Below are 24,764 nucleotides of genomic sequence, written 5' to 3' on the forward strand. Positions count from 1 at the left end.
CAAATCGATACTCTGGCCGCATAGCATCTGTACATGCGAAGTGGCGCAGGTATACTCAGAACCCTTGTTTTAGCTTATTAGCCCGGTCTGGAGTCGTTACCCCTCATGCAAGAAATTATGCAGTTTGCAAGCAATCACCCCATCCTGAGTCTCGCATGGGTCGTTTTACTCGTTATGGTGATTGTCACTACCGTTAAAGGGATGTTCTCTAAAGTAAAAACGATCAGCCGCGGTGAAGCCACCCGCCTGATTAACAAAGAGGACGCGGTAGTGGTAGACGTGCGTTCGCGTGACGATTTCCGCAGAGGGCATATTTCAGGCGCGCAGAACATTGCTGCCGCTGAGATTAAAAAAGGCAACCTGGGCGAACTGGAAAAGCACAAAGCACAGCCCATAATTGTGGTGTGTGCAACCGGACAGAGCGCTGCCGATCCTGCTGCCCACCTGAGCGCGGCAGGCTTCACCCAGGTTTCAGTGCTGAAAGATGGTATCAGCGGCTGGAGCGGCGAAAACCTGCCACTGGTTCGCGGCAAATAATCCTACAGAGGTGCTGAGCATGGCAAACGTTGAAATGTATACCAAGGCCACCTGTCCTTACTGCCATCGGGCGAAGGCGCTGCTGACGCAAAAAGGCGTCGCGTTTCAGGAGATCCCTATCGATGGCGACATGGCGAAACGCGAAGAGATGATTAAGCGTAGCGGCCGTACCACCGTACCTCAGATTTTTATTGATGCGCAGCACATCGGCGGCTGCGACGACTTATTCGCGCTCGATAATCGCGAAGGTTTAGATCCCCTACTGCAGGCGTAATTTTACGCCGGATAATCTCATACATAGGATTTGGTCACATGTCAGAACATAACACCAACGAAATGCAATTCCAGATTCAGCGCGTCTTCACCAAAGATATCTCTTTTGAAGCGCCTAATGCCCCGCAGGTTTTCCAGAAAGAGTGGGAACCGGACGTTAAACTGGATCTGGACACTGCATCTTCTCAGCTGGCTGACGAAGTGTACGAAGTCGTCCTTCGTGTGACTGTAACCGCTAACGTGGGCGAAGAGACCGCTTTCCTGTGTGAAGTACAGCAGGCGGGTATTTTCACCATCAGCGGTATTGAAGGAACGCAGATGGCACATTGCCTGGGCGCTTACTGCCCGAACATCCTGTTCCCGTATGCCCGCGAATGTATTACCAGCCTGGTATCACGAGGTACCTTCCCGCAGCTGAACCTGGCACCGGTTAACTTTGATGCGCTGTTCATGAACTACCTGCAGCAGCAGCAAGGTGAAGAAGGTGCTGAACACCATCAGGATGCCTGATGACCACACACGCTTCGATTAGCGTCATCGGTGCCGGCTCCTACGGCACCGCTCTGGCGATTACGCTGGCCCGTAACGGCAATCCGGTACAGTTGTGGGGACATAATCCTTCGCACCTTGCGCAACTCCAGACAGACCGCTGCAACACGGCCTTTTTGCCCGATGTTCCTTTCCCCGACAATCTCTCCCCTGAACCTGACCTGACCCGCGCCATTGCCGCCAGCCGCGACCTGTTGATCGTGGTGCCAAGTCATGTGTTTGGCGATGTGCTGCAGCAGATCAAGCCGCATCTGCGACCAGACTCCCGTATCGTCTGGGCGACCAAGGGGCTGGAAAAAGAGACCGGACGACTGCTGCAGGATGTGGCACGCGACATTGTGGGCGATGCCATCCCGCTGGCTGTGATCTCTGGCCCCACCTTTGCCAGAGAGCTGGCTGCTGGCCTGCCTACCGCGATTGCGCTGGCGGCAACGGATGCGCAGTTTGCCGACGACCTGCAGCAGAAGCTGCACTGCGGAAAAAGTTTCCGCGTCTACAATAATCCCGACTTCATCGGCGTACAGCTGGGCGGCGCGGTAAAAAACGTGATTGCCATTGGCGCCGGGATGTCCGACGGGATTGGATTTGGCGCGAATGCGCGTACCGCACTGATCACCCGTGGGCTGGCCGAAATGAGCCGTCTGGGCGCTGCGTTAGGTGCCGATCCCACCACCTTTATGGGGATGGCGGGCCTGGGCGATCTGGTGCTGACCTGCACCGATAACCAGTCGCGCAACCGTCGTTTTGGCATGATGCTGGGCCAGGGTGAGGATGTCGATAGCGCACAACGCATTATCGGACAAGTTGTAGAAGGCTACAGAAACACGAAAGAAGTCAAAGCGTTGGCTGCGCGTATGGGCGTGGAAATGCCGATTACTGAGCAGATTTATCAGGTACTGTATTGCGAAAAACCGGCGAGAGATGCAGCATTGAGCCTGCTGGGACGAACAAGGAAGGACGAAAACAGCACAGGCTAACGCAGGACGCGTAGCATCATCACCTGCAGCGCCATTCAGGCGCTTTTTTTATCGGGAGAAAACAGCAATGTCGTCTGATGAGTTAGAACTGGTCTGGAATAATATCAAAGCAGAAGCACGCGCCCTGGCTGATTGTGAGCCGATGCTGGCCAGCTTCTTTCACGCGACATTGCTTAAGCATGAAAATCTCGGCAGTGCACTGAGTTATATGCTGGCCAATAAGCTGGCGAATCCGATAATGCCCGCCATCGCTATTCGTGAGATCGTCGAAGAGGCTTACCGCGAAGATCCATCAATGATCCTGTCTGCAGCATACGATATTCAGGCCGTGCGTCAGCGCGACCCGGCGGTGGATAAATACTCTACGCCTCTGCTCTATCTCAAAGGTTTTCACGCCCTGCAGGCCTACCGCATTGGTCACTGGCTGTGGAATGAAGGCCGCCGCGCCCTGGCGGTCTATCTGCAGAATGAAATCTCTGTCTCCTTTGCCGTTGATATCCATCCGGCGGCCAGCATTGGTCATGGCATCATGCTCGACCATGCCACCGGCATCGTCATTGGTGAAACGGCCGTGGTGGAGAACGACGTTTCGATCCTGCAATCGGTGACGCTGGGCGGAACCGGCAAAACCAGTGGCGACCGTCATCCGAAGATCCGTGAGGGGGTGATGATTGGTGCCGGTGCAAAAGTTCTGGGGAATATTGAAGTGGGTAAAGGAGCAAAAATCGGTGCCGGTTCGGTGGTGCTACAGCCTGTACCGCCGCACACCACGGCAGCAGGCGTGCCCGCACGCATCGTCGGCAAGCCCGGCAGCGACAAGCCGTCGATGGATATGGATCAGCACTTCAACGGCAGCCTGGCGGGTTTTCAGTTTGGCGACGGCATCTAGTCTTTAATCAGCGCGCCCGCATAATCCAGCTGGCGCCACGCTTCATAAACCACCACCGAAACGGCGTTCGACAGGTTCATACTGCGGCTTTCGGCTCTCATCGGGATCCGGATTTTCTGCTCTGCCGGTAATGCCGCCAGGATCGCCGCCGGAAGCCCGCGGCTCTCCGGTCCGAACAGCAGATAATCTCCCGCCTGATACGCGACAGCGCTGTGTGCAGGCGTCCCTTTGGTCGTCAGCGCAAACAGGCGTTTCGGTGACTCGGAGGCGATAAACGCCGGATAGTCAGCGTGAAATTTAATTGCGGTAAATTCGTGGTAATCCAGTCCCGCACGGCGCAGGCGTTTATCATCCCACGCAAAGCCAAGCGGCTGGATCAGATGAAGCTGAAAGCCCGTATTGGCGCAAAGACGAATGATATTGCCGGTATTCGGCGGAATTTCTGGTTCAAACAAGACAATGTTAAGCATAAGGCCCCCGATGACAGGGGCCGAAGCATAGCAAATTATTGGCGGCCGGAGGAGTAGAGCGGCAGCCAGAGGGTGAGACGCAGGCCGCCCAGCGGGCTGTCATCGGCTTTTACCCAGCCCCGATGCTGCTGTACGGCCGTGTCGACGATCGCCAGGCCGAGACCGGTGCCGCCTGACTCGCGGTCGCGCGCTTCATCGGTCCGGTAGAAGGGACGGAAAATCTGTTCACGATCTTCCGGGCTGACGCCAGGACCGTCATCATCCACATGCACTGTGATGCCGGAAATATCGACCGAGAAGCTGACGCTGATGTGCGAGTGGGAATAACGCAGCGCGTTGCGCACGATATTTTCCAGCGCACTCTCCAGCGCATGCGGGTTGCCATAAAGCGGCCACGGGCCAGGCGGATAGGGGATGTCCATCTTCTTACCCATCTGCTCAGCTTCAAAGCGCGCATCTTCCAGCACCCCATTCCACAGCTGATTCGCCTTCATCGCCTCGCTGACCAGCGCATTTTTATGCTGGGTGCGCGACAGCACCAGCAGGTCGTTGATCATGCCATCGAGACGCTGCGCTTCCATTTCGATGCGGCCCAGCTCTTTACTTTCGCCCTGACGCCGGCGCAGCAGTGCGGTCGCCAGCTGCAGGCGGGTCAGCGGGGTACGAAGTTCATGGCTGATGTCGGATAACAGCCGTTGCTGACCGGTCATCATCCGCTCCAGCGCGCTCACCATCTGGTTAAAGCTCGACCCCGCAGCCAGAAACTCCTGAGGCCCCGACTCCAGCTCTGGATGCTGGCGCAGATTCCCGCTGGCCACCTCATCGGCCGCATATTTTAACTTACGTGCCGGACGCGCCAGGCTCCAGGCGAGCCACAGCAGCAGCGGCGAGCTGATCAGCATGGTAACGATCAGCAGCAGAAGGGGACGGTCAAACAGCAGATTGACGAAATCGAGCTGAGAACTGTTGGCCGGGCGGATCATATAAAGCTGGTAGTTATCTTCGCCATCCCGGACGGCGAAAGGCCCTACCAGCTCAACACGGCCATACTTCTTTTTCTGCGGATGATCGGCATTGTCAGACTGGCCGATAAAGTTACGGATCACCTGCATTTCATTATGCTGCGCACCGATCACCCGACCTTCGCTGGTCACTAACAGCAGCCGCTGACCTGGCGGTGCCCACTTTTCCACGGCCCGAAACAGACGACGCCACCACATCAGATCGTTAGGGGGATCCTGCGACAGCTCAGCTTCGACATGCTGCTCGATCATGATGCCCTGCCGCTGTTCACTCTCCAGCAGCGAGGTCATCTGTCGTGAATCGAGCTTGGGCACCATGAGCACCAGCATCAGCACCAGCGCCAGGGTTAACCAGAAGATGGCGAAGATACGGGTGGTCAGACTTCCTATCATGACGCTGAAACCATCAGATAGCCGCGGCCCCGCAAGGTTTTAAACCAGGGATGACCATCGTGACGCTCAGGCAGTTTGCGACGCAGATTGGAGATGTGCATATCGATGGCGCGGTCAAAAGGGGTCAGGCGTTTGCCCAGCACTTCCTGACTCAGGTGCTCACGCGATACCACCTGGCCCAGATGCTGTGCCAGCAGGTAGAGCAGGGTGAACTCCGTACCGGTAAGCTCCAGCGTCACATCGTTAAAGCTGGCCTCCTGGCGACCCGGATTGAGGCGCAGGCAGTCGACTTCCAGCGTAGGAGAGCTGTTGTCGTGCTGCTGCTGCTGCTCACTCCAGTTCGAGCGGCGCAGAATAGCGCGGATACGCGCCACCAGTTCGCGATCGTTAAAGGGTTTAGGCAGATAGTCATCTGCACCCAGTTCGAGGCCCAGTACGCGATCCAGCTCGCTGCCGCGCGCGGTTAGCATGATGACGGGGGTCTGATGTTGCTGACGCAGTTCTTTCAGGGTGTCGATACCGTTTTTCTTCGGCATCATGACATCCAGTAAAAGCAGATCAATAGAGTTATCGAGCAGGTTCAGTGCCTGTTCGCCATCGCTGGCGACCACCACTTCAAACCCTTCCATTTCTAACAATTCTTTTAAAAGCGAAGTTAATTCGCGGTCGTCATCTACCAACAGGATTTTATTCATTTTTGTAGCCCTCCGCAGGCAAAATACCGTGTTCCTGGCGCACCTATCCATCGCTTTACGTAGTTTTACACCCCCTGACGGATGTTTGCAGCTGTCGCCGTACACTGGCTCTCGTTGAATCGCAAAACGGAACGAACTGGAGTACACGATGCGCACATTAACCGCCGTCGTCCTTGCCTCAGCGGTGGCGCTGAGTGGTGCCAGCGCAGGTGCCCGGGAGGCGACGACGATTGACGAAATGCATCATGGCGGATTGCCGACAGGCAGTATGACGCAAAATCCGCAAAGCCACATGTTCGATGGCATCGAGTTGACGGAAGAGCAGCGTCAGCAGATGCGTGACCTGATGCAACAGGCCCGGCATGAGCGCCCGGTCGTTCACATTGACGATATTGCAGCACTGCATGAATTAGTCACTGCAGACCAGTTTAACGAAGCGGCCATCCGTGAAAAGGCGGAAGTTATCGCCCGTGTTCAGGTTGAACAGCAGGTTGAGCTGGCCCGCGTTCAGAATCAGATGTTTCAGCTGCTGACGCCGGCCCAGCAGGCCAGGGTTCAGCAGAATTATCAGCAGCGGCTTAACGAGCTGCGCCATATTTCGAAATTGCAGCCAGCGTCATCGCTGCAGGCAGTGAGTCGTACCAGCAGTAACCAGTAACATAGTATCCCTGTTTTCCTTGCCATAGACACATCCCTGTCTTCCCCCGCCATGATGGTGGGGGTTTTTTTTATCTTTTTTTCACTTTTTTTATTTTGACAGGAATCATCACTCTGTAACAAAAGCCGCTTTTTATTAGCGCCTGTTTAACGTTTGTTTGCCAGTTCTGCCGATTTATGACTTTACGGGCCACTCTTTCGCGTTAAGCGTACCGGTAGGTTTTTCAGACGGATGAAACCGGCTAACCTGCTGAAAGACAATGAGTTACTGACCCGCCTCTTGATTTTCATTCCACTAATCAATGGGTTGCTTATCCCGCGTTACGCTTGCCGGTTCAGGCGCACCCTCTACACTTAGTTCTGTCACTGCAGGGAAATGCAGTGTCTTTGCGAAGTCTCAGGGAGCAGCAACCACATTATGTAGTCCTGAATGAATCTATTAACGGAGTAAGTTATGGCAGAGCATCGTGGTGGTTCAGGTAATTTCGCAGATAATCCGCAAAAAGCGTCTGAAGCCGGTAAAAAAGGCGGCCAGAACAGCGGCGGCGGAAATTTTAAAAACGATCGTGAAAAAGCATCAGAAGCCGGGAAAAAAGGCGGCAAGAAGTAATCGCCTCTCTTCCTTAGGGTGGGCCTGCCTCTGAGCATGGCCTGATCCTGATGTGTATGACACTCTGCCCCGTCCTCTGTGAGGTCGGGGCTTGTTTTTTTCTCCCTTTCAAACCCTGTCACTGTCAAAAGAAACTGACCGGCTGAGCGACCTGCTGAGCACGCTCCGCTTCCCGGTGTTAAACTGCAGCCACTCTTTCATCTGAGTGCGCATCGTCATCGATGCGCTACAGGAAAACTGGCATGCAACCCTCTTATGGCCGACTGGTAAAGCGCGCTGCGCTTGCCGCTACCATTCTTGCTTCTGTGTTGTTACTCGTGAAAATCTTTGCCTGGTGGTACACCGGATCGGTGAGTCTGCTGGCCTCTCTGGTGGACTCGTTGGTCGATATCGCCGCCTCGCTCACTAATCTGCTGGTCGTACGCTATGCCCTGCAGCCGGCTGATGAAGATCATACCTTCGGCCATGGCAAAGCGGAGTCACTGGCCGCGCTGGCCCAGAGTATGTTTATTTCCGGTTCGGCCCTGTTCCTGTTTCTGACCGGCCTGCAGCATCTGGCCTCCCCCAATGTGCTGCGCGCACCGGACGTCGGGATTGCGGTGACCGTGGTGGCACTGAGTTCGACGCTGATCCTGGTCGCCTTTCAGCGCTGGGTGGTACGCAAAACCCGCAGTCAGGCAATCCGGGCCGATATGCTGCACTACCAGTCGGACGTCATCATGAACGGTGCCATTCTGATTGCGCTGGTGCTGAGCAGCTATGGCTTTGCGCGCGCAGACGCCCTGTTCGCGCTGGGGATTGGCCTGTTTATTCTCTACAGCGCGCTGCGTATGGGCTACGAGGCGGTGCAGTCGCTGCTGGACCGCGCGTTGCCGGAAGAGGAGCGGCAGCAGATCCTGACCCTCGCCACCACCTGGCCGCAGGTGCAGGGCGTTCACGATTTGCGCACCCGTCAGTCCGGGCCGACTAAATTTATTCAGCTTCATCTGGAGCTGGAGGATCAGTTGCCGCTGGTACAGGCGCATCGGGTTGCCGATCAGGTTGAGAAGGCGCTACGTAAAGAATTTCCCGGATCGGACGTAATTATCCATCAGGATCCCTGTTCTGTGGTACCGTTCGAGAAACAGGATTCTGCCGGTTTTTAACCCAACTGAATCAATTTGATACGCAAGGTATGACCTGGCGTTAACATTGCTGCAAAAATTAGTGAAAAGTTGTCTGACCTGAATCAATTCAGCAGCAAGCCTTTGATATACTATCTGCCATCACATGTCGCGCGAGTCATAAATGGCCGTCTGCCGCGATCGACAGGCAGGATTAACCCTTAGTTTGAACAATCCAGAGGTTGTCATGATCAAGAAAATTGGTGTATTAACCAGCGGCGGTGACGCCCCAGGCATGAACGCAGCTATTCGCGGAGTGGTACGTTCCGCGCTGAGTGAAGGACTGGAAGTTTTTGGGATCTATGACGGCTATCTGGGACTGTACGAAGATCGCATGATCAACCTCGATCGCTACAGCGTCTCTGACATGATCAATCGCGGCGGCACGTTCCTGGGCTCGGCGCGTTTTCCTGAGTTCCGTAACGAAGATATCCGTCAGGTCGCCATTGAGAACATGAAAAAGCGCGGCATCGATGCGCTGGTGGTGATTGGCGGTGATGGTTCCTATATGGGTGCCAAGCGACTGACTGAGATGGGCTTCCCCTGCATCGGTCTGCCCGGCACCATCGATAACGACGTTGCCGGAACAGATTACACCATCGGTTACTTCACTGCGCTGGAAACGGTGGTGGAAGCGATTGACCGCCTGCGTGATACCTCTTCTTCGCACCAGCGCATCTCTATCGTTGAAGTGATGGGCCGCTACTGTGGCGATCTGACGCTGGCGGCGGCGATTGCCGGTGGCTGTGAGTTCATCGTGCTGCCAGAGTTCCCCTACACCCGCGAAGAGCTGGTGGCGGAGATCAAAGCGGGCATCGCCAAAGGGAAGAAACATGCCATCGTGGCGATTACCGAGCACATCTGCGATATCGACGATCTGGCGCGTTACATCGAAACAGAAACCAAACGTGAAACCCGTTCGACCGTACTGGGTCACATTCAGCGTGGCGGTGCGCCCTGCGCCTATGACCGCATTCTGGCGTCGCGGATGGGTGCCTACTCCATTGAACTGCTGATGCAGGGTTATGGCGGCCGCTGCGTCGGTATTCAGAACGAGAAGATGGTCCATCACGACATCATTGACGCGATTGAAAACATGAAGCGTCCGTTCAAGCGTGACTGGCTCGACACCGCGAAAAAACTCTACTGATCATACGGCGGAGCGTGCTGCACAGCACGCTCCGGCAGTCTGGCTCTATATTCCTCGCAGTTATAACCGCTTATTTTTAATTCTTTAATCTCTCAATTGGTTTATGTCACGCTTAGCCCATAACGACATTGGGAGAGTGCGTAATGAACAAGTGGAGTATTGGCGTTACCCTGTTGCTGGCCTCGACCAGCGTTCTGGCGAAAGACATTCAGCTGTTAAACGTTTCCTACGACCCAACGCGTGAGCTGTACGAACAGTACAACAAAGCGTTCAGTGCGCACTATAAACAGGAAACCGGCGATAATGTTGTCGTACGTCAGTCACATGGCGGCTCCGGTAAGCAGGCGACCTCCGTCATCAACGGCATTCGTGCCGATGTGGTCACGCTGGCGTTGCAATCGGATGTCGATGCCATTGCCGAGCGGGGACGTATCGATAAAAACTGGCAACAGCGTCTGCCGGACAACTCTGCGCCTTATACCTCGACCATTGTCTTCCTGGTGCGTAAAGGGAACCCGAAAGGGATCCATGACTGGAGCGACCTGACGAAACCCGGCGTCTCCGTGATTACCCCCAACCCGAAAACCTCGGGCGGTGCACGCTGGAACTACCTGGCAGCCTGGGGCTGGGCGCTGGACCACAACAATGGCGATCAGGCAAAAGCCCTGGCGTACGTCAGAGCGCTGTTTAAAAACGTTGAGGTGCAGGATTCCGGGGCACGCGGCGCAACTAATACCTTCGTGGAGCGCGGGATTGGTGATGTGCTGATCGCCTGGGAAAATGAAGCCTACCTGGCGGTGAATAAGCTGGGCAAAGATAAGTTTGAGATTGTCACCCCGAGCGAATCCATTCTGGCGGAACCGACGGTGTCAGTGGTCGATAAAGTGGTGGACGAAAAAGAGACGCGCAAAGTCGCCGATGCCTACCTGAAGTATCTCTACTCGCCGGAAGGTCAGACGATTGCAGCACAGAACTACTATCGCCCGCGTGATGCTGAAATCGCGAAGAAATTCTCCAGCACCTTTGCGCCGGTGAAGCTGTTTACCGTTCAGGATAAGTTTGGCGGCTGGGCGCAGGCACAGAAAGCGCACTTTGCCGATGGCGGCAGCTACGACAAGGTCATGAAACCCTGATCTCTGGCGGTCAGCGCCGATTGGCGCTGACCGCTGATCTTTCCTCTTCGCCCCGATGATCCCTTCTGATTCGAATACCCCGTGACATTCTTTTCCTGCCAGGCGAGGATGCAGGCTGCTTAGCCATTCAGGAAGCGTCATCATGCCGATAAAACGTCGTGCAGCCCGTCTGGCTGCCGGTCTGCTGGTGCTGGTCATTGCGGGAATGCTGGCGGCTGCCATGCATTTCAAAAAGAACAGCGATGCGCTGTGGCAGATTGTCAGCGAACAATGTCTGCCCGGTCAGCAGCGTCATGGCGATCCCGCACCCTGTCAGCGCGTCGATCTCAGCCAGCACTATGCGATGCTGAAAGACCGCAACGGGCCGCTGCAGTATCTGCTGATCCCGACCAACAGGATCAGCGGCATCGAAAGCCCGACCTTACTCCATCCCGGCACGCCCAATTATTTTGCCCTTGCCTGGCATGAACGCTCCCTGCTGGCGCAGCGTCACGGTTCGCCTGTCGATGACCGGGTGCTCTCACTGGCGATTAATGCCCACTATGGGCGCACGCAGAATCAGCTGCACATTCATCTCTCCTGCCTGCGGGCCGATGTGCGTCAGCAGCTCGACCGGCTGACACCGCCGCGCAGCGATCAGTGGCAGCGCGTCACGCTGCGCAGTCACCGCTACTGGCTGCGTACCCTGACGCCGGAGGCGCTGGCGCAGCAGAGTGCGTTTATCCGGCTGGCAGACGAACAACCTGCCGCGCGGGCAGAGATGGGAAAATATGGGCTGGCTCTGGCGGAATTACGGGATGGGCGACTGGTGCTGATGACGATTGAGCAGAACTGGCTGCTGCTGAACAGGGGATCGGCGGAGGAGTTACAGGACCACAGCTGTCAGCTGATTGCGCCGACAAAAAAGGCGGCCTGAGCCGCCTCTGCTTCAGCGCCTCAGACTCAGGCGTTTTTGGCCGCCGCTGCCGCTTTTACGATGACAGCGAAAGCGTCCGCTTTCAGTGACGCACCGCCAACCAGCGCACCATCGATGTCAGGCTGGGTGAAGAGCTCAGCCGCATTTTTGTCGTTCACTGAGCCGCCATACTGAATGATGACCTGCTCTGCGATGGCCGCATCTTTCTTCGCGATATGATCACGAATGAATTTGTGGACAGCCTGTGCCTGCGCCGGGGTGGCAGATTTGCCGGTGCCGATAGCCCAGACCGGCTCATACGCGATGACCGCATCTTTAAAGGCTTCTGCGCCCTGGGATTCCAGCACAGCATCCAGCTGACGCGCGCAGACTTCTTCGGTTTTACCCGCTTCGTTTTCCGCTTCGGTTTCGCCGATGCACAGCACCGGTACCAGACCCGCAGCTTTCAGCACGGCGAATTTCTTCGCGATGAATTCGTCGCTCTCTTTGTGGTAGGTGCGGCGTTCTGAGTGACCGATAATGATATATTTCGCACCGATGTCTTTCAGCATCTCTGCGGAGACTTCACCGGTGAAGGCGCCAGACAGGTTAACGTCCACATTCTGCGCACCCAGGGCGATGTGGCTGCCGGAGATAGCGTGTTTTGCCTGCTCGAGATAGAGCGCTGGTGGTGCAATCGCGACGCCACAACCTTCAACGCCAGAGAGTTCCTTGCGCAGACCGGCGATCAGTTCAGCTGTCATCTGCTTGCTGCCATTCAACTTCCAGTTACCCATAACCAGTGGATGTCGCATTCTATCCTCCGCATAACGCGATACATGAAAAATCGCTGCCAGCTGGCAGCGTTGACTGCCAGACAGTATAGAGATCAAATGTTGCGATGGCTTTGCTTTTCGTCATTTTCAGCCACTTCCTCAGGGGCTGGCGAGCGCCAGTTTGACCGGCTCAACGGCAAAGGTCAGCCCTTTGTCGCCGTGGTCCGCCACCACAAAACGGAGTGCGCCTTCCACCCGGGCAAAGTAGGGAAGATCTTTCCCCTCCTTCAGCAGTGCCTCCAGCTTTTTCCGCCCCTCATCGGCACTTAATCCCGGTACAAAGAAGCGCAGCATGGCGGTCATGTAGGTCAGCGCCTTTTGCTGTGAGGCGTTCTGATCCGGGCCGGGCAGGGGCAGCCAGGTAATCTGCAGCGTCTTGATTTTGCCGGTACCCGGCTCCAGCGCCGTCGAGGCGTACAGGGTTTCATTGATTTTGCTGGCGGCACGCGTCAGGTTGCTTTTATCCCCACGATTATCGATGGCACGATACTCCGGCAGCATCAGCGTCCCGTTGGCCTGATTATACTTTTCGCGAAACTGGCCGATAGTCATATCAAAAGTGGGTGCGCCCGCCAGCAGATAGGGGGCAGCAGGCAGCGTATCGGCCCGCTCCTGTGGTGGCGGGTCGGCGGCAAATACCGGAACCGTCAGCGCAAAGGATAACAGCAGTGCGCCAGGCAAATTCTTCATTTTGTCGATCCTAACCCGTAAACTCAGGCGCAAATTAAAACGGTTTTTATCCGCGAGGTCAAAAGCGCGGCGGTTCTCTTTCTCTGGATAATAATGCATGACGTTACAACAATGGTGTTTTTCCTGGCGTGGCCGACTGGGGCGCCGGGATTTCTGGATCTGGCAGGCGGTCTGGTTGCTGGCCACCACGCTTCTGTTTGTCTTTGCCGCTAACGACTGGCTTGATACCCAGATGGCGGCCTTCGGCGTGGTCTGTCTGCTGTGGCCCGCCAGCGCAGTCATCGTCAAACGACTGCACGACCGTAACCGTCGCGGCTACTGGGGCTTTCTGGTGATCGTGGCCTGGTTGCTGGTCGCGGGGAACTGGAGCATGCTGCCTGGAATTCTGCCCTGGCTGCTGGGGCGCGCGATTCCGTTTGTCTTACTGGCGGGTCTGCTGCTCGATCTCGGCGTCTTTCGCGGCACCCCCGGCGCTAACCGGTTTGGTGCCGCGACCCAGCCGGTGCGATACCGGCCAGCGCCTCACCAGTAATGTTCGCTGGTGATATGACCCGGTTTACGCTTCAGATGCTTGCGCATTCCGCGCGTCTCTTTCAGTAACTGTTGGGTATCGCGCACCATCTGCGGATTACCGCACAGCATCACATGACTGCTGTCGGCATCCAGGGTGAGTCCGGTCGCCCGCTCCAGCTCACCGTTTTCGATCAGCGCCGGCACCCGGCCCGTCAGCGATCCGGCGATCGCTTCGCGGCTTACCACTGTCTGAATACGCAACCGGCCGGGATAACGCTGCTGCAGTTGCTGCATCAGCGGCAAAAAGCTCAGGTCGGCGGCGTAGCGCGCGGCATGGACCAGCACGATGTTTTCAAAGCGTTCCAGACCCTCGCCCTGCTGCAGCATCGACAGATAGGGACCAATCGCGGTGCCGGTGGCCAGCATCCACAAGGTTTTGCAATCCGGCACTTCATCCAGCACAAAAAATCCTGCCGCTTCTTTGGTAATCATCACCGGGTCGCCCGGCCGGAGCGCCTGAAGATGCGGACTCAGCTTGCCGTCCGGCACGGTAACCAGATAGAACTCCAGCAGATCATCGCTGGGGGCGTTGACGTAGGAGTAGGCGCGCTGAACCCGTTCACCGTCGATTTCCAGCGCGAGCTTGGCAAACTGCCCGGCGACAAAGGGATCGATGGGCGCGTTGACCCGGAGACTGAACAGCGCATCCGTCCAGTTTTTCACTTCCTTTACTTCCGCATTGACCCATTCAGCCATAATCACTCCCGGATTGTTGATTATTCAGGCAGGTCATTATTTTCGCGACTGCCCGCTGAGAATGCCAGTCTGCGGAGCGGCAAAGGCTCTAATCGTCAAACTGTTCCATTGTCTTTACAGGCTGGCCCATAAAATTGACAGCCGCAACCCCGGCCCTTTTTGCCCGCCTCTCGCTTTGTCACGCAATCCTGATATTTTGCCCGCCATAATCTGGTGACCAGCGGGTGAACCGCTGCTTAAACCTCCTTTCACAGAAAGATATTTTGCAGAATCATGATTAGTAAACTGGAAAATCGCCCGCTGCTGGTGATGCTCATTGTGCTGGTGGCCGTCGGGCAGATGGCTCAGACGATCTATGTCCCGGCGATGTCGGTAATGGCGGATGCCCTGAATGTGCGGGATGGTGCGCTGCAGCGTGTGATGGCTGCCTATCTGATGACCTATGGCGGATCCCAGCTGATCTACGGCCCGCTGTCGGACAGCGTCGGGCGGCGTCCGGTGATCCTGACGGGCATGCTGATCTTTATGATCGGCGCGGTCACTGCGCTGATGTCGACATCGCTCGACATGCTGGTGTTGGGCAGCGCGATTCAGGGGCTGGGAACCGGCGTGGCGGGCGTGATGGCGCGCACGATGCCGCGCGATCTCTATGAGGGGCACGCGCTGCGCCGCGCCAACAGCCTGCTTAACATGGGGATTCTGGTCAGCCCGCTGCTGGCGCCGGTTATTGGCGCGCTGCTGACCCAGCTCTTTGGCTGGCACGCCTGCTTTGCCTTCCTGCTGCTGCTCTGTCTGTCCGTCACCGGCGCGATGGCGCGCTGGCTGCCGGAAACCCGGCCTCAGAGCGGGGAAGTCACGCCTTTCTTCAGGCGCTACGTTCGCCTGCTGAGTGACGTCAATTTCGTCCGCTACATTGTGCTGCTGATTGGCGCACTGGCCGGGATCGCCGTCTTTGAGTCGAGCTGTGGGGTACTGCTCGGCGGCGTGCTTGGCCTGCCCAGCCTGACCGTCAGCATCCTGTTCATTCTGCCGATTCCGGCGGCGTTCTTTGGTGCCTGGTTCGCCGGGCGCGAGCAGGGCTCCTGGCACAGCCTGATGTGGTGGGGTGTGAACAGCTGCCTGCTGGCGGGCATCCTGATGTGGATCCCGGCATGGTTTGGCATCATGAATATCTGGACGCTGCTGGTGCCTGCGGCGCTGTTCTTCTTCGGGGCCGGGATGCTGTTCCCGCTGGCGACCTCCGGTGCGATGGAGCCTTATGCCTGGCTGGCGGGGAGTGCAGGCGCGCTGATTGGCGGGATGCAGAACCTGGGATCGGGCCTGGTGGCCTGGCTCTCTGCCCTGATGCCGCAGCGCGATCAGTTCAGCCTGGGGATGCTGATGTTCTTCACCGCGCTGGTGATGCTGCTCTGCTGGTTGCCGCTTTCTCGTCAGCCGGAGCGCGGCAACCAGCCGGTTACAGGATAAACGGATGGAGCGCCGGATCTTTACGGTCGAGGTAGTGAATCGACTGGATACGGCGGATGGTGCGTGATTTACCGCGGATCAGCAGGGTTTCGCTGGTGGCGATATTGCCCTGACGCGTGATGCCTTTCAGCAGCTCGCCACTGGTGATGCCGGTGGCAGCAAACACCACATTGTCGTTGCGCGCCATCTCACTCAGCGTCAGTTTTTTACCCGCTTCGATGCCCATCTCTGCACAGCGCTGTAGTTCCTGCTCACCGAGCCGGCGGTTTTCGGCGCTGTCGCCCTTCACATGATGACGCGCCAGCAACCGGCCCTGCATATCGCCGTCCAGCGCGCGGATCACCGCCGCAGAGACCACCCCTTCCGGCGCGCCACCGATGCCATACATCACATCCACTTCGCTGTCCGGCATGCAGGTCAGAATCGAGGCCGCGACATCGCCATCCGGGAAAGTAAACACCCGCACACCCAGCTGCTGGAGCTGGCCGATCACCGCGTCATGGCGGGGCTTTGCCAGAATGGAGACGGTAAGCTGCGACAGCGGCTTGTTCATCGCGATCGCAATATTGCGCAGGTTGGTTTCCAGAGGCTGATCGAGGTCAATCGCGCCGCGCGCCGCCGGGCCGACAATCAGTTTTTCCATGTACATATCGGGGGCGTGCAGGAAGCTTCCCTTGTCGCCCACGGCCATCACGGCCAGTGCATTCGCCTGACCCAGCGCCGTCATGCGGGTGCCCTCGATCGGATCGACCGCGATATCGACCGCGTCACCGCGACCCGTACCGACGCTTTCACCGATGTAAAGCATCGGCGCTTCGTCGATCTCGCCTTCACCGATCACAATCTGACCGTCGATTTCAATGGAGTTCAGGACATGACGCATGGCATGGACAGCCGCGCCATCGGCCGCATTTTTGTCGCCGCGTCCTAACCAGTGGTAGCCCGCCAGGGCGGCAGCTTCGGTTACGCGGGAAAATTCAATGGCAAGTTCTCGTTTCATGGCATCTACCTGACAAAAAACAGGCAGGCAGTGTAACACAGCGGGGCAGTGGGGCGGGGAAAGGCCCGCGACGATCGTCGCCGCGGGCCCTGATATTACTCCTGTTCTTCCCAGGCCTGAGCGCGGGCAACCGCTTTTTTCCAGCCGGCATAACGGAAGTTACGCTCGGTGGTTTCCAGGCTCGGGCGGAACTCACGTTCGATAACGGCTTTCGCGCGCACTTCGTCCAGATCCTGCCAGAAGCCCACGGCCAGACCGGCCAGATAAGCAGAACCCAGCGCGGTCACTTCGCGGACTTCCGGGCGCTCAACGCGGGTGCCCAGAATGTCAGCCTGGAACTGCATCAGGAAATTGTTGGAGACCGCACCGCCATCCACACGCAGCGCCTGCAGGCGGGTGTTGGCATCGTTCTGCATCGCCTCCAGCACGTCGCGCGTCTGATAAGCGATAGACTCCAGCGTCGCGCGGATGATGTGGTTGGAGTTAGCACCACGGGTCAGACCGAAGATCGCGCCACGGGCATACGGGTCCCAGTAAGGCGCGCCCAGGCCGGTGAACGCCGGCACCATGTAGACGCCGTTGGTATCTTTGACTTTCATCGCGAAGTATTCAGAGTCAGCGGCTTCGCTGATCAGCTTCATCTCATCGCGCAGCCACTGAATAGAGGCACCGCCGATAAACACCGCACCTTCCAGCGCATAGTTCACTTCACCGCGCGGACCACAGGCAATGGTGGTCAGCAGGCCGTGCGTGGAGGTTACCGCTTCAGTCCCGGTGTTCATCAGCATAAAGCAGCCGGTGCCGTAGGTATTTTTCGCCATGCCAGGCTGAACACAGAGCTGGCCATACAGCGCGGCCTGCTGGTCACCGGCGATACCGGCGATTGGAATACGGGTGCCGCCCTTACCGCCGATGTTGGTCTGGCCGTAGACTTCTGAGGAGGACTTCACTTCCGGCAGCATTTCACGCGGGATATCCAGGATATCCAGCATGCGCTGATCCCACTCCAGCTTGTGAATGTTGAACATCATGGTACGGGAGGCGTTGGTGTAGTCAGTGATATGCACACGACCCTGCGTCATTTTCCAGACCAGCCAGGTATCCACGGTGCCGAACAGCAGCTCGCCACGTTTTGCACGCTCACGCGCACCCTCAACGTGATCCAGAATCCACTTCACTTTGGTGCCGGAGAAGTAGGGGTTAATCACCAGGCCGGTGGTGTGCTGGATGTACTCTTCCAGACCCTCTTTCTTCAGTTTGTTACAGTAGTCCGCAGTGCGCGGATCCTGCCAGACGATGGCGTTGTAGATCGGCTTGCCGCTCTCTTTTTCCCAGACAATCGCGGTTTCACGCTGGTTGGTGATACCGATTGCCGCAATCTCATCAGAGCGGATGTCGGCGTGCGCCAGCACTTCTACCAGTGTCGAGCTTTGCGACGCCCAGATATCCATTGGATCATGCTCAACCCAGCCCGCTTTCGGGTAGATCTGGGTAAATTCGCGCTGCGATACCGCGACGATATTTGAGTCGTGATCGAGGACCACGGCACGCGAACTGGTTGTGCCCTGATCGAGCGCGACAATATACTTTTTATCTGTTGTGGTAGTCATAAATTCAGTCCTGATGATAAAAGGTGAAACTTACGCTTTACGCTGCTGAGCGCGTGCAACGGGTTTGTCTGCCGGGGCATCTGCAGGTGCCTGCGCGATACCTGGCAGGTAGCGACCAATCAGAGTGCGATATCCTACTGCGCCCAGGCAGGCACCGACCAGCGGGCCAAAAACAGGGACCAGGAAGTAAGGAATATCTTTACCACCGGTGAACGCCACGTTACCCCAGCCTGCGATGAAGGCGAACAGCTTCGGTCCGAAATCACGCGCCGGGTTCAGGGCGAAGCCGGTCAGTGGACCCATCGAGCCGCCGATAACGGCAACCAGCAGGCCAATCAGCAGCGGTGCCATCGGGCCACGCGGAACGCCGTTGCCATCGTCGGTCAGCGCCATAATCACTGCCATCAGTACAGCGGTAATGACCATCTCGACCAGGAACGCCTGACCGACGCTGATGTGCGGGTTAGGATAGGTAGAGAAGATGCCCGCCAGATCCAGACTCTGAACGGTGCCACGCACCATCTGATGACTCTGCTCGTAATCGAAAAAGAGGCTGTAGTAAAGACCATAAACCAGCGCGGCCGCGCAGAATGCGCCGGCGACCTGCGCCAGAATGTAGGGCAGTACTTTACGACCGTCGAAGCTGGCGAACAGGCAGAGCGCGACCGTCACGGCAGGGTTCAGGTGTGCGCCTGAAACGCCTGCGGTCAGATACACCGCCATTGAGACGGCTAAGCCCCAGATAATGCAGATTTCCCACTGACCGAATGCGGCACCGGCGAGTTTCAGAGCAGCCACACAGCCTGCGCCAAAGAAGATTATCAAGCCTGTCCCCAGAAATTCGGCAATACACTGACCTTTGAGCGTGTTAGTTGTCTGACTCATAATAGTGGTTCCTGAAGCGAGGTTAAATTTTATCAGTTTTTGTTCTCAGTCCATGAGTCACCCAGCTTTGATGTAGGGCTGATGTGAATTTATCGTTAACGAACATAAACGAGAAATAGCGAAATCATTTTTTGTGTACTGTGTCATAAAAATGCGCGATTTCGCGTATTCCGGCTTTCTTTAACCACAATTCGCGCCCTGTTGTCGCGGGATCGGACCACGGCTGTCATTCGCGATGCCCGGTGTCAGGGATTGACTGAAAAGTGTTACAGACTGCGCGCGCGGCGGCCACGTTGCTGGACTTGCGGGGTGAGGCTACATACAATCGGGACAACGTTGCTGGCTTAAGCTGGCATCATCAACGCCTTGCAGAATTTAGGAGAGGTCAGAAAGATGTCATTTGAAGTGTTTGAGAAACTGGAAGCGAAAGTACAGCAGGCGATTGATACCATCACCCTGTTGCAGATGGAAATCGAAGAGCTGAAAGAGCAGAACAACTCACTGCGTAACGATGCGCAACAGGTTGCGGGCAACCACGATGCACTGATGCGTGAAAATCAGCACCTGAAAGAAGAGCAGCATGTGTGGCAGGAACGTCTGCGTGCGCTGCTGGGAAAAATGGAAGAGGTTTGAAGCCTCAGCTGACGTGAAAAAACGGGTGCTCTGGCACCCGTTTTCATGTCTGCGCTATTCGATGTCCAGCGCGTCTTCTGACAGAATGATACCGGTATTGTCAGCGTAGAGATGGTCGCCGGAGAAGAAGGTGACGCCGCCGAAATTGACGCGCACATCGCTTTCGCCAATCCCTTCACCCGCTGCGCCAGCCGGGATCGCCGCAATGGCCTGAATGCCAATTTCCAGCTCTTCCAGCTCATCCACCTGCCGCACCGAACCGTACACGACCAGCCCTTCCCACTCGTTGGCCGCCGCCAGCTGCGCCAGCTGCGCATCCACCAGCGCCCGACGGACAGAGCCGCCGCCATCGATGACCAGTACCCGACCCCGGCCATTTTCTTCCAGCAGATCGTAAAGTAAGCCGTTGTCTTCAAAGCATTTCACTGTGGTAATCTGACCACCGAATGAAGTGCGCCCACCGAAGTTTGAAAAAAGCGGTTCAACAACATTCACTTCTTCATGGTAGATATCGCAGAGTTCAGATGTATCGTATTTCATAAGGGTTTCGTCTGTTTGCCACAGGAGAGGTAAGTATATCGCTATATGCAGATTGTTGGCAAAATCATCAGTATGAAAAAAGCATCGTTCGATCAATAACATGCACAAAAAAGCCCAGCCGGGTGGGCTGGGCTTCTGAAAAGCATAAAGCGGTGAATCAGAGAATGAAGCGGCTCAGGTCTTCGTCTGCCACCAGCACATCCAGATGCTTGCCGACATACTCCGCATCGATGGTCACAGACTCACCGGAGCGATCGCTGGCGTCATAGGAGATATCTTCCATCAGACGCTCCAGCACGGTATGCAGACGACGCGCACCGATGTTTTCGGTGGTTTCGTTGACCTGCCACGCGGCTTCTGCGATGCGACGAATCCCCTCTTCGGTAAACTCAATGTTTACCCCTTCGGTGTTCATCAGCGCCTTGTACTGCACGGTAATCGAGGCATTCGGCTCGGTCAGAATGCGCTGGAAATCGTTCACGGTCAGCGCCTGCAGCTCAACACGAATCGGCAGACGACCCTGCAGTTCCGGGATCAGATCGGAAGGGCTGGCTACCTGGAACGCACCGGAGGCGATAAACAGGATGTGGTCCGTTTTCACCATGCCATGCTTGGTGGAGACGGTGCAGCCTTCAACCAGCGGCAGCAGGTCGCGCTGCACGCCTTCGCGTGACACATCCGGGCCGCCTGAATTCTGGCCGCCACGCTTACAGATTTTGTCGATCTCATCGATGAATACGATACCGTGCTGCTCAACGGCGTCGATGGCGTCCTGTTTAAGCTCATCCGGATTGACCAGTTTTGCCGCTTCTTCTTCGATCAGCAGCTTCATCGCTTCTTTGATCTTCAGCTTGCGGGCTTTCTGCTTCTGGCCGCCCAGGTTCTGGAACATCGACTGCAGCTGGCTGGTCATCTCTTCCATGCCCGGAGGGGCCATGATTTCAACACCCGGCCCGCTGGCCGCCAGATCGATCTCAATCTCTTTGTCATCCAGCTGGCCTTCGCGCAGCTTCTTACGGAATGACTGACGCGCCGCAGAGGGTTCAGCACTCTGTTCTGACTGACCCCAGTTGTTTTTAGCCGGTGGGATCAGCACGTCCAGAATGCGCTCTTCAGCCATCTCTTCGGCGCGATATTTATTCTTCTCAATCGCCTGACTGCGCACCATCTTAATGGCCGAATCGGTCAGATCGCGAATGATAGAGTCCACTTCCTTACCGACATAACCAACCTCGGTAAACTTGGTGGCCTCAACCTTGATGAACGGCGCATTGGCCAGCTTCGCCAGACGACGGGCAATCTCGGTTTTACCGACACCGGTCGGACCGATCATCAGGATGTTTTTAGGGGTCACTTCGTGGCGCAGCTCTTCGTCGAGCTGCATGCGGCGCCAGCGGTTACGCAGTGCGATAGCCACGGCGCGCTTGGCGCTGTCCTGGCCGATGATAAAACGGTTCAGTTCGCTGACGATTTCGCGTGGAGTCATCTCAGACATATTTATACCCTTACGCCTTAGACGTTAATTCTTCGAAATTAACGTTGTGGTTTGTGTAGATGCAGATATCACCCGCGATGTTCAGCGACTTCTCAACGATGTCGCGTGCGCCCAGTTCGGTATTCTCCAGCAGCGCGCGTGCCGCTGCCTGAGCGAAAGGCCCACCGGAGCCGATAGCGATCAGATCGTTTTCAGGCTGGATGACGTCACCGTTACCGCTGATGATCAGCGATGCGGACTCATCCGCAACGGCCAGTAAGGCCTCCAGACGACGCAGCATACGGTCGGTACGCCAGTCTTTTGCCAGTTCCACCGCCGCTTTGACCAGATGGCCCTGATGCATTTCCAGCTTACGTTCGAACAGTTCAAACAGGGTGAAGGCGTCTGCGGTGCCGCCAGCAAAACCGGCAATCACCTTATCGTTGTATAAACGACGCACTTTTTTGACGTTGCCTTTCATCACGGTATTGCCGAGCGTAGCCTGGCCATCACCGCCAATCACTACCTGGCCGTTGCGTCGTACACTTACTATTGTTGTCACGGGCAGACCCCTTGTTGCAGTCGGAAAAGGACTCCGCGCACCGGGCGCGGAGTATCATGCAACAGATATGGGGCGGGTTTGACGGGTTTCAACCCTCGATGGAGAGTGGAATGCAGCCGCTGTGTCCGGAACTGCGCAGGCGCTTCAGGGTGCTGTCGGCCGAGGCGCGATCCTTATAAGGACCGATAACCACACGATTCCAGCCGCCGCCAGTAGTAATCCGGCTTTCAAAACCTTCAAAGGCTAAGCCGGCTCGGACCGATTCAGCCTGGTCGGTGCCTTTAAACGAACCACACTGCACCATCCAGCGCTGTGAAGAGGCCTTTTCAGCCGGTTTCACTTTTGCCGTTTCCTGCGGTTTTGACTGCGCCTCTGGTTCACGCGTAATCGGCGCGGCCTGCTGCGTCTGGCGCTGTACATTTTGCTGCTGCTGCTGCTGCTGGCGTTGCTGTGCCTGCTGCTGTTGCTGACGCAGTTGTTGTTGCTGTAACTGCTGCTGACGCTGCTGCTGTTGCTGAGCCTGCAACTGCTGACGTTGCTGCTGCTGAACCTGCTGCTGCTGACGTTGCTGTTGCTGCTGAACCTGTTGCTGCTGACGTTGCAGTTGTTGCAGCTGCTGCTGATGCTGCAGCGTCTGCTGGCGTTGCGCCGGCGTCTGTTCGTTCCACGGCACTTCGTTGAGCTGAGTCGGCTGCTGACGCATATCAGCCTGCATCTGCTCCAGCAACTGACGCTGCTCATCGGTCAGCTGTGTCTGCGACTTCACTTCGCCACCCGATGAAGGCTCGATAGGGGTCGGCACGGTAATCTGACGATTTTCCAGCTCTTTAATATATTTCCAGCGCTCTTCTGGCTTCGGCGGTAAGCCATTGCCGTTGGCTTTATGATCCGTAATGACCGGCACGTCCTCTTTTTTATGATGCGCCAGGAACCATAAACCACCGGCAAAGGTCACCAGCACTGCGACCGCCAGTACAATCATCAACTTAGAAATGCCCGAGCCGCCTTTGCTCTTTTTGCCACGGCTGGGGCTTTTTTTGCGACGCGTCCCTGTTGAACGCCCGCGGCCTACATAATCTTTTTGTGCCACTCTCGTTCTTATACCCTTCAAAAATAGTGCCTGATGGGCGAAATAGTGATGCTTACGCGCCCGGCAAGGAGTCCGTCATGTTACTTAAGGGTCGGAACTTTGACCAGCAGTGTTCGCCTTAAGAATCTACTGAAAAGAATCAGACGAAAAGGCTTATTTTTCACGCTTTTTTGCGCGCGCTGTGCTGCCCCGAATGGTTAAACCGGCATCCAGCAGCCGCGAGCCACTGATCACCCGTTTGCCATTCAGCTCATCCAGCAGCAACAGCATCGCTTCGCGGCCTATCTGGTAACGCGGCTGCGTGACCGTTGTGAGCGGCGGCTCGCAGTAACGGGAGAGCTCAATATCATCGAAGCCAACCACAGAGAGATCCTCCGGTATCCGCACGCCGCAGCGTCTGGCCTGATTCATCGCGCCCAGCGCCATAATATCGCTGTGGCAGAACAGTGCGCGCGGAGGCTGCGGCAGCGTCATCAGCTGGTTCATGGCAGCCACACCCGCTTCAAACGTAAAATCGCCACGCACGATATAGGCAGGATCGACCGTCAGCCCGCTGCGACGCATCGCCTGTACGTAGCCCTGCAGGCGATACTGGCAGAGCGGCATCTCCTGCGGCCCGGCGATACAGGCGATCTGCGTGTGGCCCAACTGTAGCAGATGATTCACCGCTTCGAAGGCGGCGGTCAGATTATCGATGTGAACCGAGGGCAGGGACATCTCCGGCGCGAACTCATTCGCCATCACCATCGGCGGCAGATTGCGCTGCTCATCAATGCTGGCGTCAAAGGGCAGCTGGGAACCGAGCAGCACCATGCCATCTATCTGCCGCGTAACCATCAGGTTAAGAAAGGTTCTCTCCTGCTGATTCTGATGGGCGCAGTCGCCAATCAGGACCAGATAGCCCTCTTCGGCAGCGGCGACTTCAACGCCACGAATAATTTCGCTGAAAAAGGGATCGCAGATGTCAGGGACAATAACCAGGATAGTTCGCGTCTCGTTACGACGCGCATTGCGTGTGGGACCATGAGCCGAATAGCCAACGGCGGCAACCGCCTGCTCGACTTTCTGGCGGGTGGCCGCAGAGACTTTCTCCGGGTTCATCAGCGCACGCGATACGGTGGCGGTTGAGACACCCGCGTGTTCCGCGACATCCTTCATCGTGGCGGCGGGCGGTTGTTGATTCTGCTCCAACACATGCTCCTGACGCGTTATGGCGCGTTCGATTCTGTTTTTGCCTGACATAAAAGCAAACCGGGCAACATTGTTAACGATTGCCCGGCCGGTTGTTACTTAAT

28 protein-coding genes are annotated in these 24,764 nt (G+C 56.7%); 14 read left to right on the forward strand and 14 right to left on the reverse strand.

Annotated elements, in window-relative coordinates; all coding sequences use genetic code 11:
* The first annotated feature begins 105 nt into the window (after nucleotides 1–105).
* The 5 genes from ACR6AS_RS19820 to cysE all read left to right on the forward strand — a co-directional run bounded on the left by ACR6AS_RS19820 (nucleotide 106) and on the right by cysE (nucleotide 3,225).
* Nucleotides 106–537, forward strand: coding sequence for a rhodanese-like domain-containing protein (locus ACR6AS_RS19820; RefSeq protein WP_111140716.1), 432 nt, complete (start codon nucleotides 106–108; stop codon nucleotides 535–537).
* Between the two features lie 19 nt (nucleotides 538–556).
* Complete coding sequence (gene grxC / locus ACR6AS_RS19825) at nucleotides 557–811, forward strand: glutaredoxin 3 (protein WP_111140715.1); 255 nt, start codon at nucleotides 557–559, stop codon at nucleotides 809–811.
* 38 nt (nucleotides 812–849) lie between these two features.
* Nucleotides 850–1,320 (forward strand): protein-export chaperone SecB, encoded by a 471-nt coding sequence (gene secB / locus ACR6AS_RS19830; RefSeq protein ID WP_111140714.1) that lies wholly within the window; start codon nucleotides 850–852, stop codon nucleotides 1,318–1,320.
* Nucleotides 1,320–2,336: an NAD(P)H-dependent glycerol-3-phosphate dehydrogenase gene (gene gpsA / locus ACR6AS_RS19835; RefSeq protein ID WP_199560018.1), complete on the forward strand. Its 1,017-nt coding sequence runs from the start codon at nucleotides 1,320–1,322 to the stop codon at nucleotides 2,334–2,336. Before secB ends, gpsA begins: the two co-directional genes overlap by 1 nt.
* A gap of 67 nt (nucleotides 2,337–2,403) precedes the next feature.
* Nucleotides 2,404–3,225, forward strand: a complete 822-nt coding sequence (gene cysE / locus ACR6AS_RS19840; protein WP_111140712.1) for a serine O-acetyltransferase — start codon at nucleotides 2,404–2,406, stop codon at nucleotides 3,223–3,225.
* Here the strand turns inward: cysE and trmL are convergent.
* The 3 genes from trmL to cpxR are packed head-to-tail and all read right to left on the reverse strand — an operon-like array spanning nucleotide 3,222 to nucleotide 5,805.
* A complete protein-coding gene (gene trmL / locus ACR6AS_RS19845; protein WP_111140711.1) occupies nucleotides 3,222–3,695 on the reverse strand; it encodes a tRNA (uridine(34)/cytosine(34)/5-carboxymethylaminomethyluridine(34)-2'-O)-methyltransferase TrmL in 474 nt (157 codons plus the stop codon). The two genes, cysE and trmL, sit on opposite strands and share 4 nt — an antisense overlap.
* A 35-nt stretch (nucleotides 3,696–3,730) precedes the next feature.
* Complete coding sequence (gene cpxA / locus ACR6AS_RS19850) at nucleotides 3,731–5,110, reverse strand: envelope stress sensor histidine kinase CpxA (protein ID WP_111140710.1); 1,380 nt, start codon at nucleotides 5,108–5,110, stop codon at nucleotides 3,731–3,733.
* Nucleotides 5,107–5,805 (reverse strand): envelope stress response regulator transcription factor CpxR, encoded by a 699-nt coding sequence (gene cpxR / locus ACR6AS_RS19855; RefSeq protein ID WP_111140709.1) that lies wholly within the window; start codon nucleotides 5,803–5,805, stop codon nucleotides 5,107–5,109. The genes cpxA and cpxR overlap by 4 nt, the downstream gene beginning before the upstream one ends.
* 148 nt (nucleotides 5,806–5,953) lie before the next feature.
* Here cpxR and cpxP point away from each other — a divergent pair, with 148 nt between their 5' ends.
* The 6 genes from cpxP to ACR6AS_RS19885 all read left to right on the forward strand — a co-directional run bounded on the left by cpxP (nucleotide 5,954) and on the right by ACR6AS_RS19885 (nucleotide 11,434).
* Entirely contained in the window at nucleotides 5,954–6,463 is a 510-nt protein-coding gene (cpxP, locus tag ACR6AS_RS19860) for a cell-envelope stress modulator CpxP (RefSeq protein WP_111140708.1), read from the forward strand.
* A 453-nt stretch (nucleotides 6,464–6,916) separates the two neighbouring features.
* Complete coding sequence (locus ACR6AS_RS19865; protein ID WP_003851267.1) at nucleotides 6,917–7,072, forward strand: con-10 family general stress protein; 156 nt, start codon at nucleotides 6,917–6,919, stop codon at nucleotides 7,070–7,072.
* 242 nt (nucleotides 7,073–7,314) lie between these two features.
* Nucleotides 7,315–8,217, forward strand: coding sequence for a CDF family cation-efflux transporter FieF (gene fieF / locus ACR6AS_RS19870; RefSeq protein WP_111140707.1), 903 nt, complete (start codon nucleotides 7,315–7,317; stop codon nucleotides 8,215–8,217).
* A gap of 205 nt (nucleotides 8,218–8,422) precedes the next feature.
* Nucleotides 8,423–9,385, forward strand: a complete 963-nt coding sequence (pfkA, locus tag ACR6AS_RS19875) for a 6-phosphofructokinase (protein WP_111140706.1) — start codon at nucleotides 8,423–8,425, stop codon at nucleotides 9,383–9,385.
* 143 nt (nucleotides 9,386–9,528) lie between these two features.
* Nucleotides 9,529–10,518, forward strand: coding sequence for a sulfate ABC transporter substrate-binding protein (locus tag ACR6AS_RS19880; RefSeq protein WP_111140705.1), 990 nt, complete (start codon nucleotides 9,529–9,531; stop codon nucleotides 10,516–10,518).
* 142 nt (nucleotides 10,519–10,660) lie between these two features.
* A complete protein-coding gene (locus ACR6AS_RS19885; RefSeq protein WP_111140704.1) occupies nucleotides 10,661–11,434 on the forward strand; it encodes a CDP-diacylglycerol diphosphatase in 774 nt (257 codons plus the stop codon).
* 26 nt (nucleotides 11,435–11,460) lie between these two features.
* On the opposite strand, the gene tpiA is transcribed toward ACR6AS_RS19885, so the two are convergent.
* Together tpiA and ACR6AS_RS19895 are read right to left on the reverse strand one after the other, a co-directional pair.
* A complete protein-coding gene (gene tpiA / locus ACR6AS_RS19890) occupies nucleotides 11,461–12,228 on the reverse strand; it encodes a triose-phosphate isomerase (protein ID WP_111140703.1) in 768 nt (255 codons plus the stop codon).
* Nucleotides 12,229–12,348: 120 nt separating this feature from the next.
* Complete coding sequence (locus tag ACR6AS_RS19895) at nucleotides 12,349–12,939, reverse strand: DUF1454 family protein (protein ID WP_111140728.1); 591 nt, start codon at nucleotides 12,937–12,939, stop codon at nucleotides 12,349–12,351.
* Nucleotides 12,940–13,036: 97 nt separating this feature from the next.
* Between ACR6AS_RS19895 and ACR6AS_RS19900 the strand changes: the two genes are divergently transcribed.
* Complete coding sequence (locus ACR6AS_RS19900; RefSeq protein ID WP_293770509.1) at nucleotides 13,037–13,471, forward strand: DUF805 domain-containing protein; 435 nt, start codon at nucleotides 13,037–13,039, stop codon at nucleotides 13,469–13,471.
* Here the strand turns inward: ACR6AS_RS19900 and fpr are convergent.
* Nucleotides 13,462–14,208 (reverse strand): ferredoxin--NADP(+) reductase, encoded by a 747-nt coding sequence (gene fpr, locus ACR6AS_RS19905; RefSeq protein ID WP_418804203.1) that lies wholly within the window; start codon nucleotides 14,206–14,208, stop codon nucleotides 13,462–13,464. The genes ACR6AS_RS19900 and fpr overlap by 10 nt on opposite strands.
* A 273-nt stretch (nucleotides 14,209–14,481) precedes the next feature.
* On the opposite strand from fpr, the gene emrD reads away from it, so the two are divergent.
* Nucleotides 14,482–15,675, forward strand: a complete 1,194-nt coding sequence (gene emrD / locus ACR6AS_RS19910) for a multidrug efflux MFS transporter EmrD (protein ID WP_111140700.1) — start codon at nucleotides 14,482–14,484, stop codon at nucleotides 15,673–15,675.
* Here emrD and glpX read toward each other — a convergent pair.
* The 3 genes from glpX to ACR6AS_RS19925 all read right to left on the reverse strand — a co-directional run bounded on the left by glpX (nucleotide 15,665) and on the right by ACR6AS_RS19925 (nucleotide 19,170).
* Nucleotides 15,665–16,675 carry a class II fructose-bisphosphatase gene (glpX, locus tag ACR6AS_RS19915; RefSeq protein WP_293770505.1) on the reverse strand — a complete coding sequence of 337 codons (1,011 nt, stop codon included), beginning with the start codon at nucleotides 16,673–16,675 and terminating at the stop codon, nucleotides 15,665–15,667. The two genes, emrD and glpX, sit on opposite strands and share 11 nt — an antisense overlap.
* A 95-nt stretch (nucleotides 16,676–16,770) precedes the next feature.
* Nucleotides 16,771–18,285 (reverse strand): glycerol kinase GlpK, encoded by a 1,515-nt coding sequence (glpK, locus tag ACR6AS_RS19920; RefSeq protein ID WP_367395925.1) that lies wholly within the window; start codon nucleotides 18,283–18,285, stop codon nucleotides 16,771–16,773.
* 30 nt (nucleotides 18,286–18,315) lie between these two features.
* The gene (locus tag ACR6AS_RS19925; protein ID WP_434163543.1) at nucleotides 18,316–19,170 is read right to left on the reverse strand and encodes an MIP/aquaporin family protein; all 855 of its coding nucleotides are present in this window, start codon (nucleotides 19,168–19,170) and stop codon (nucleotides 18,316–18,318) included.
* 393 nt (nucleotides 19,171–19,563) lie between these two features.
* On the opposite strand from ACR6AS_RS19925, the gene zapB reads away from it, so the two are divergent.
* On the forward strand, nucleotides 19,564–19,803 hold the full coding sequence (zapB, locus tag ACR6AS_RS19930; protein WP_003851242.1) for a cell division protein ZapB: 240 nt from the start codon (nucleotides 19,564–19,566) through the stop codon (nucleotides 19,801–19,803).
* A 54-nt stretch (nucleotides 19,804–19,857) separates the two neighbouring features.
* Here the strand turns inward: zapB and rraA are convergent, their stop codons facing one another.
* The 5 genes from rraA to cytR all read right to left on the reverse strand — a co-directional run bounded on the left by rraA (nucleotide 19,858) and on the right by cytR (nucleotide 24,660).
* Nucleotides 19,858–20,343 (reverse strand): ribonuclease E activity regulator RraA, encoded by a 486-nt coding sequence (gene rraA / locus ACR6AS_RS19935; protein ID WP_111140414.1) that lies wholly within the window; start codon nucleotides 20,341–20,343, stop codon nucleotides 19,858–19,860.
* Nucleotides 20,344–20,500: 157 nt separating this feature from the next.
* Nucleotides 20,501–21,838 (reverse strand): ATP-dependent protease ATPase subunit HslU, encoded by a 1,338-nt coding sequence (gene hslU / locus ACR6AS_RS19940; protein ID WP_111140415.1) that lies wholly within the window; start codon nucleotides 21,836–21,838, stop codon nucleotides 20,501–20,503.
* Nucleotides 21,839–21,848: 10 nt separating this feature from the next.
* Complete coding sequence (gene hslV / locus ACR6AS_RS19945) at nucleotides 21,849–22,379, reverse strand: ATP-dependent protease subunit HslV (RefSeq protein ID WP_111140416.1); 531 nt, start codon at nucleotides 22,377–22,379, stop codon at nucleotides 21,849–21,851.
* 88 nt (nucleotides 22,380–22,467) lie between these two features.
* On the reverse strand, nucleotides 22,468–23,469 hold the full coding sequence (gene ftsN, locus ACR6AS_RS19950; protein WP_434163544.1) for a cell division protein FtsN: 1,002 nt from the start codon (nucleotides 23,467–23,469) through the stop codon (nucleotides 22,468–22,470).
* Between the two features lie 153 nt (nucleotides 23,470–23,622).
* Nucleotides 23,623–24,660, reverse strand: coding sequence for a DNA-binding transcriptional regulator CytR (cytR, locus tag ACR6AS_RS19955; protein ID WP_434163545.1), 1,038 nt, complete (start codon nucleotides 24,658–24,660; stop codon nucleotides 23,623–23,625).
* Nucleotides 24,661–24,764 lie beyond the last annotated feature (104 nt).

The organism is Pantoea phosphatilytica (assembly GCF_051025615.1).
Taxonomy (GTDB): Bacteria; Pseudomonadota; Gammaproteobacteria; order Enterobacterales; family Enterobacteriaceae; genus Pantoea.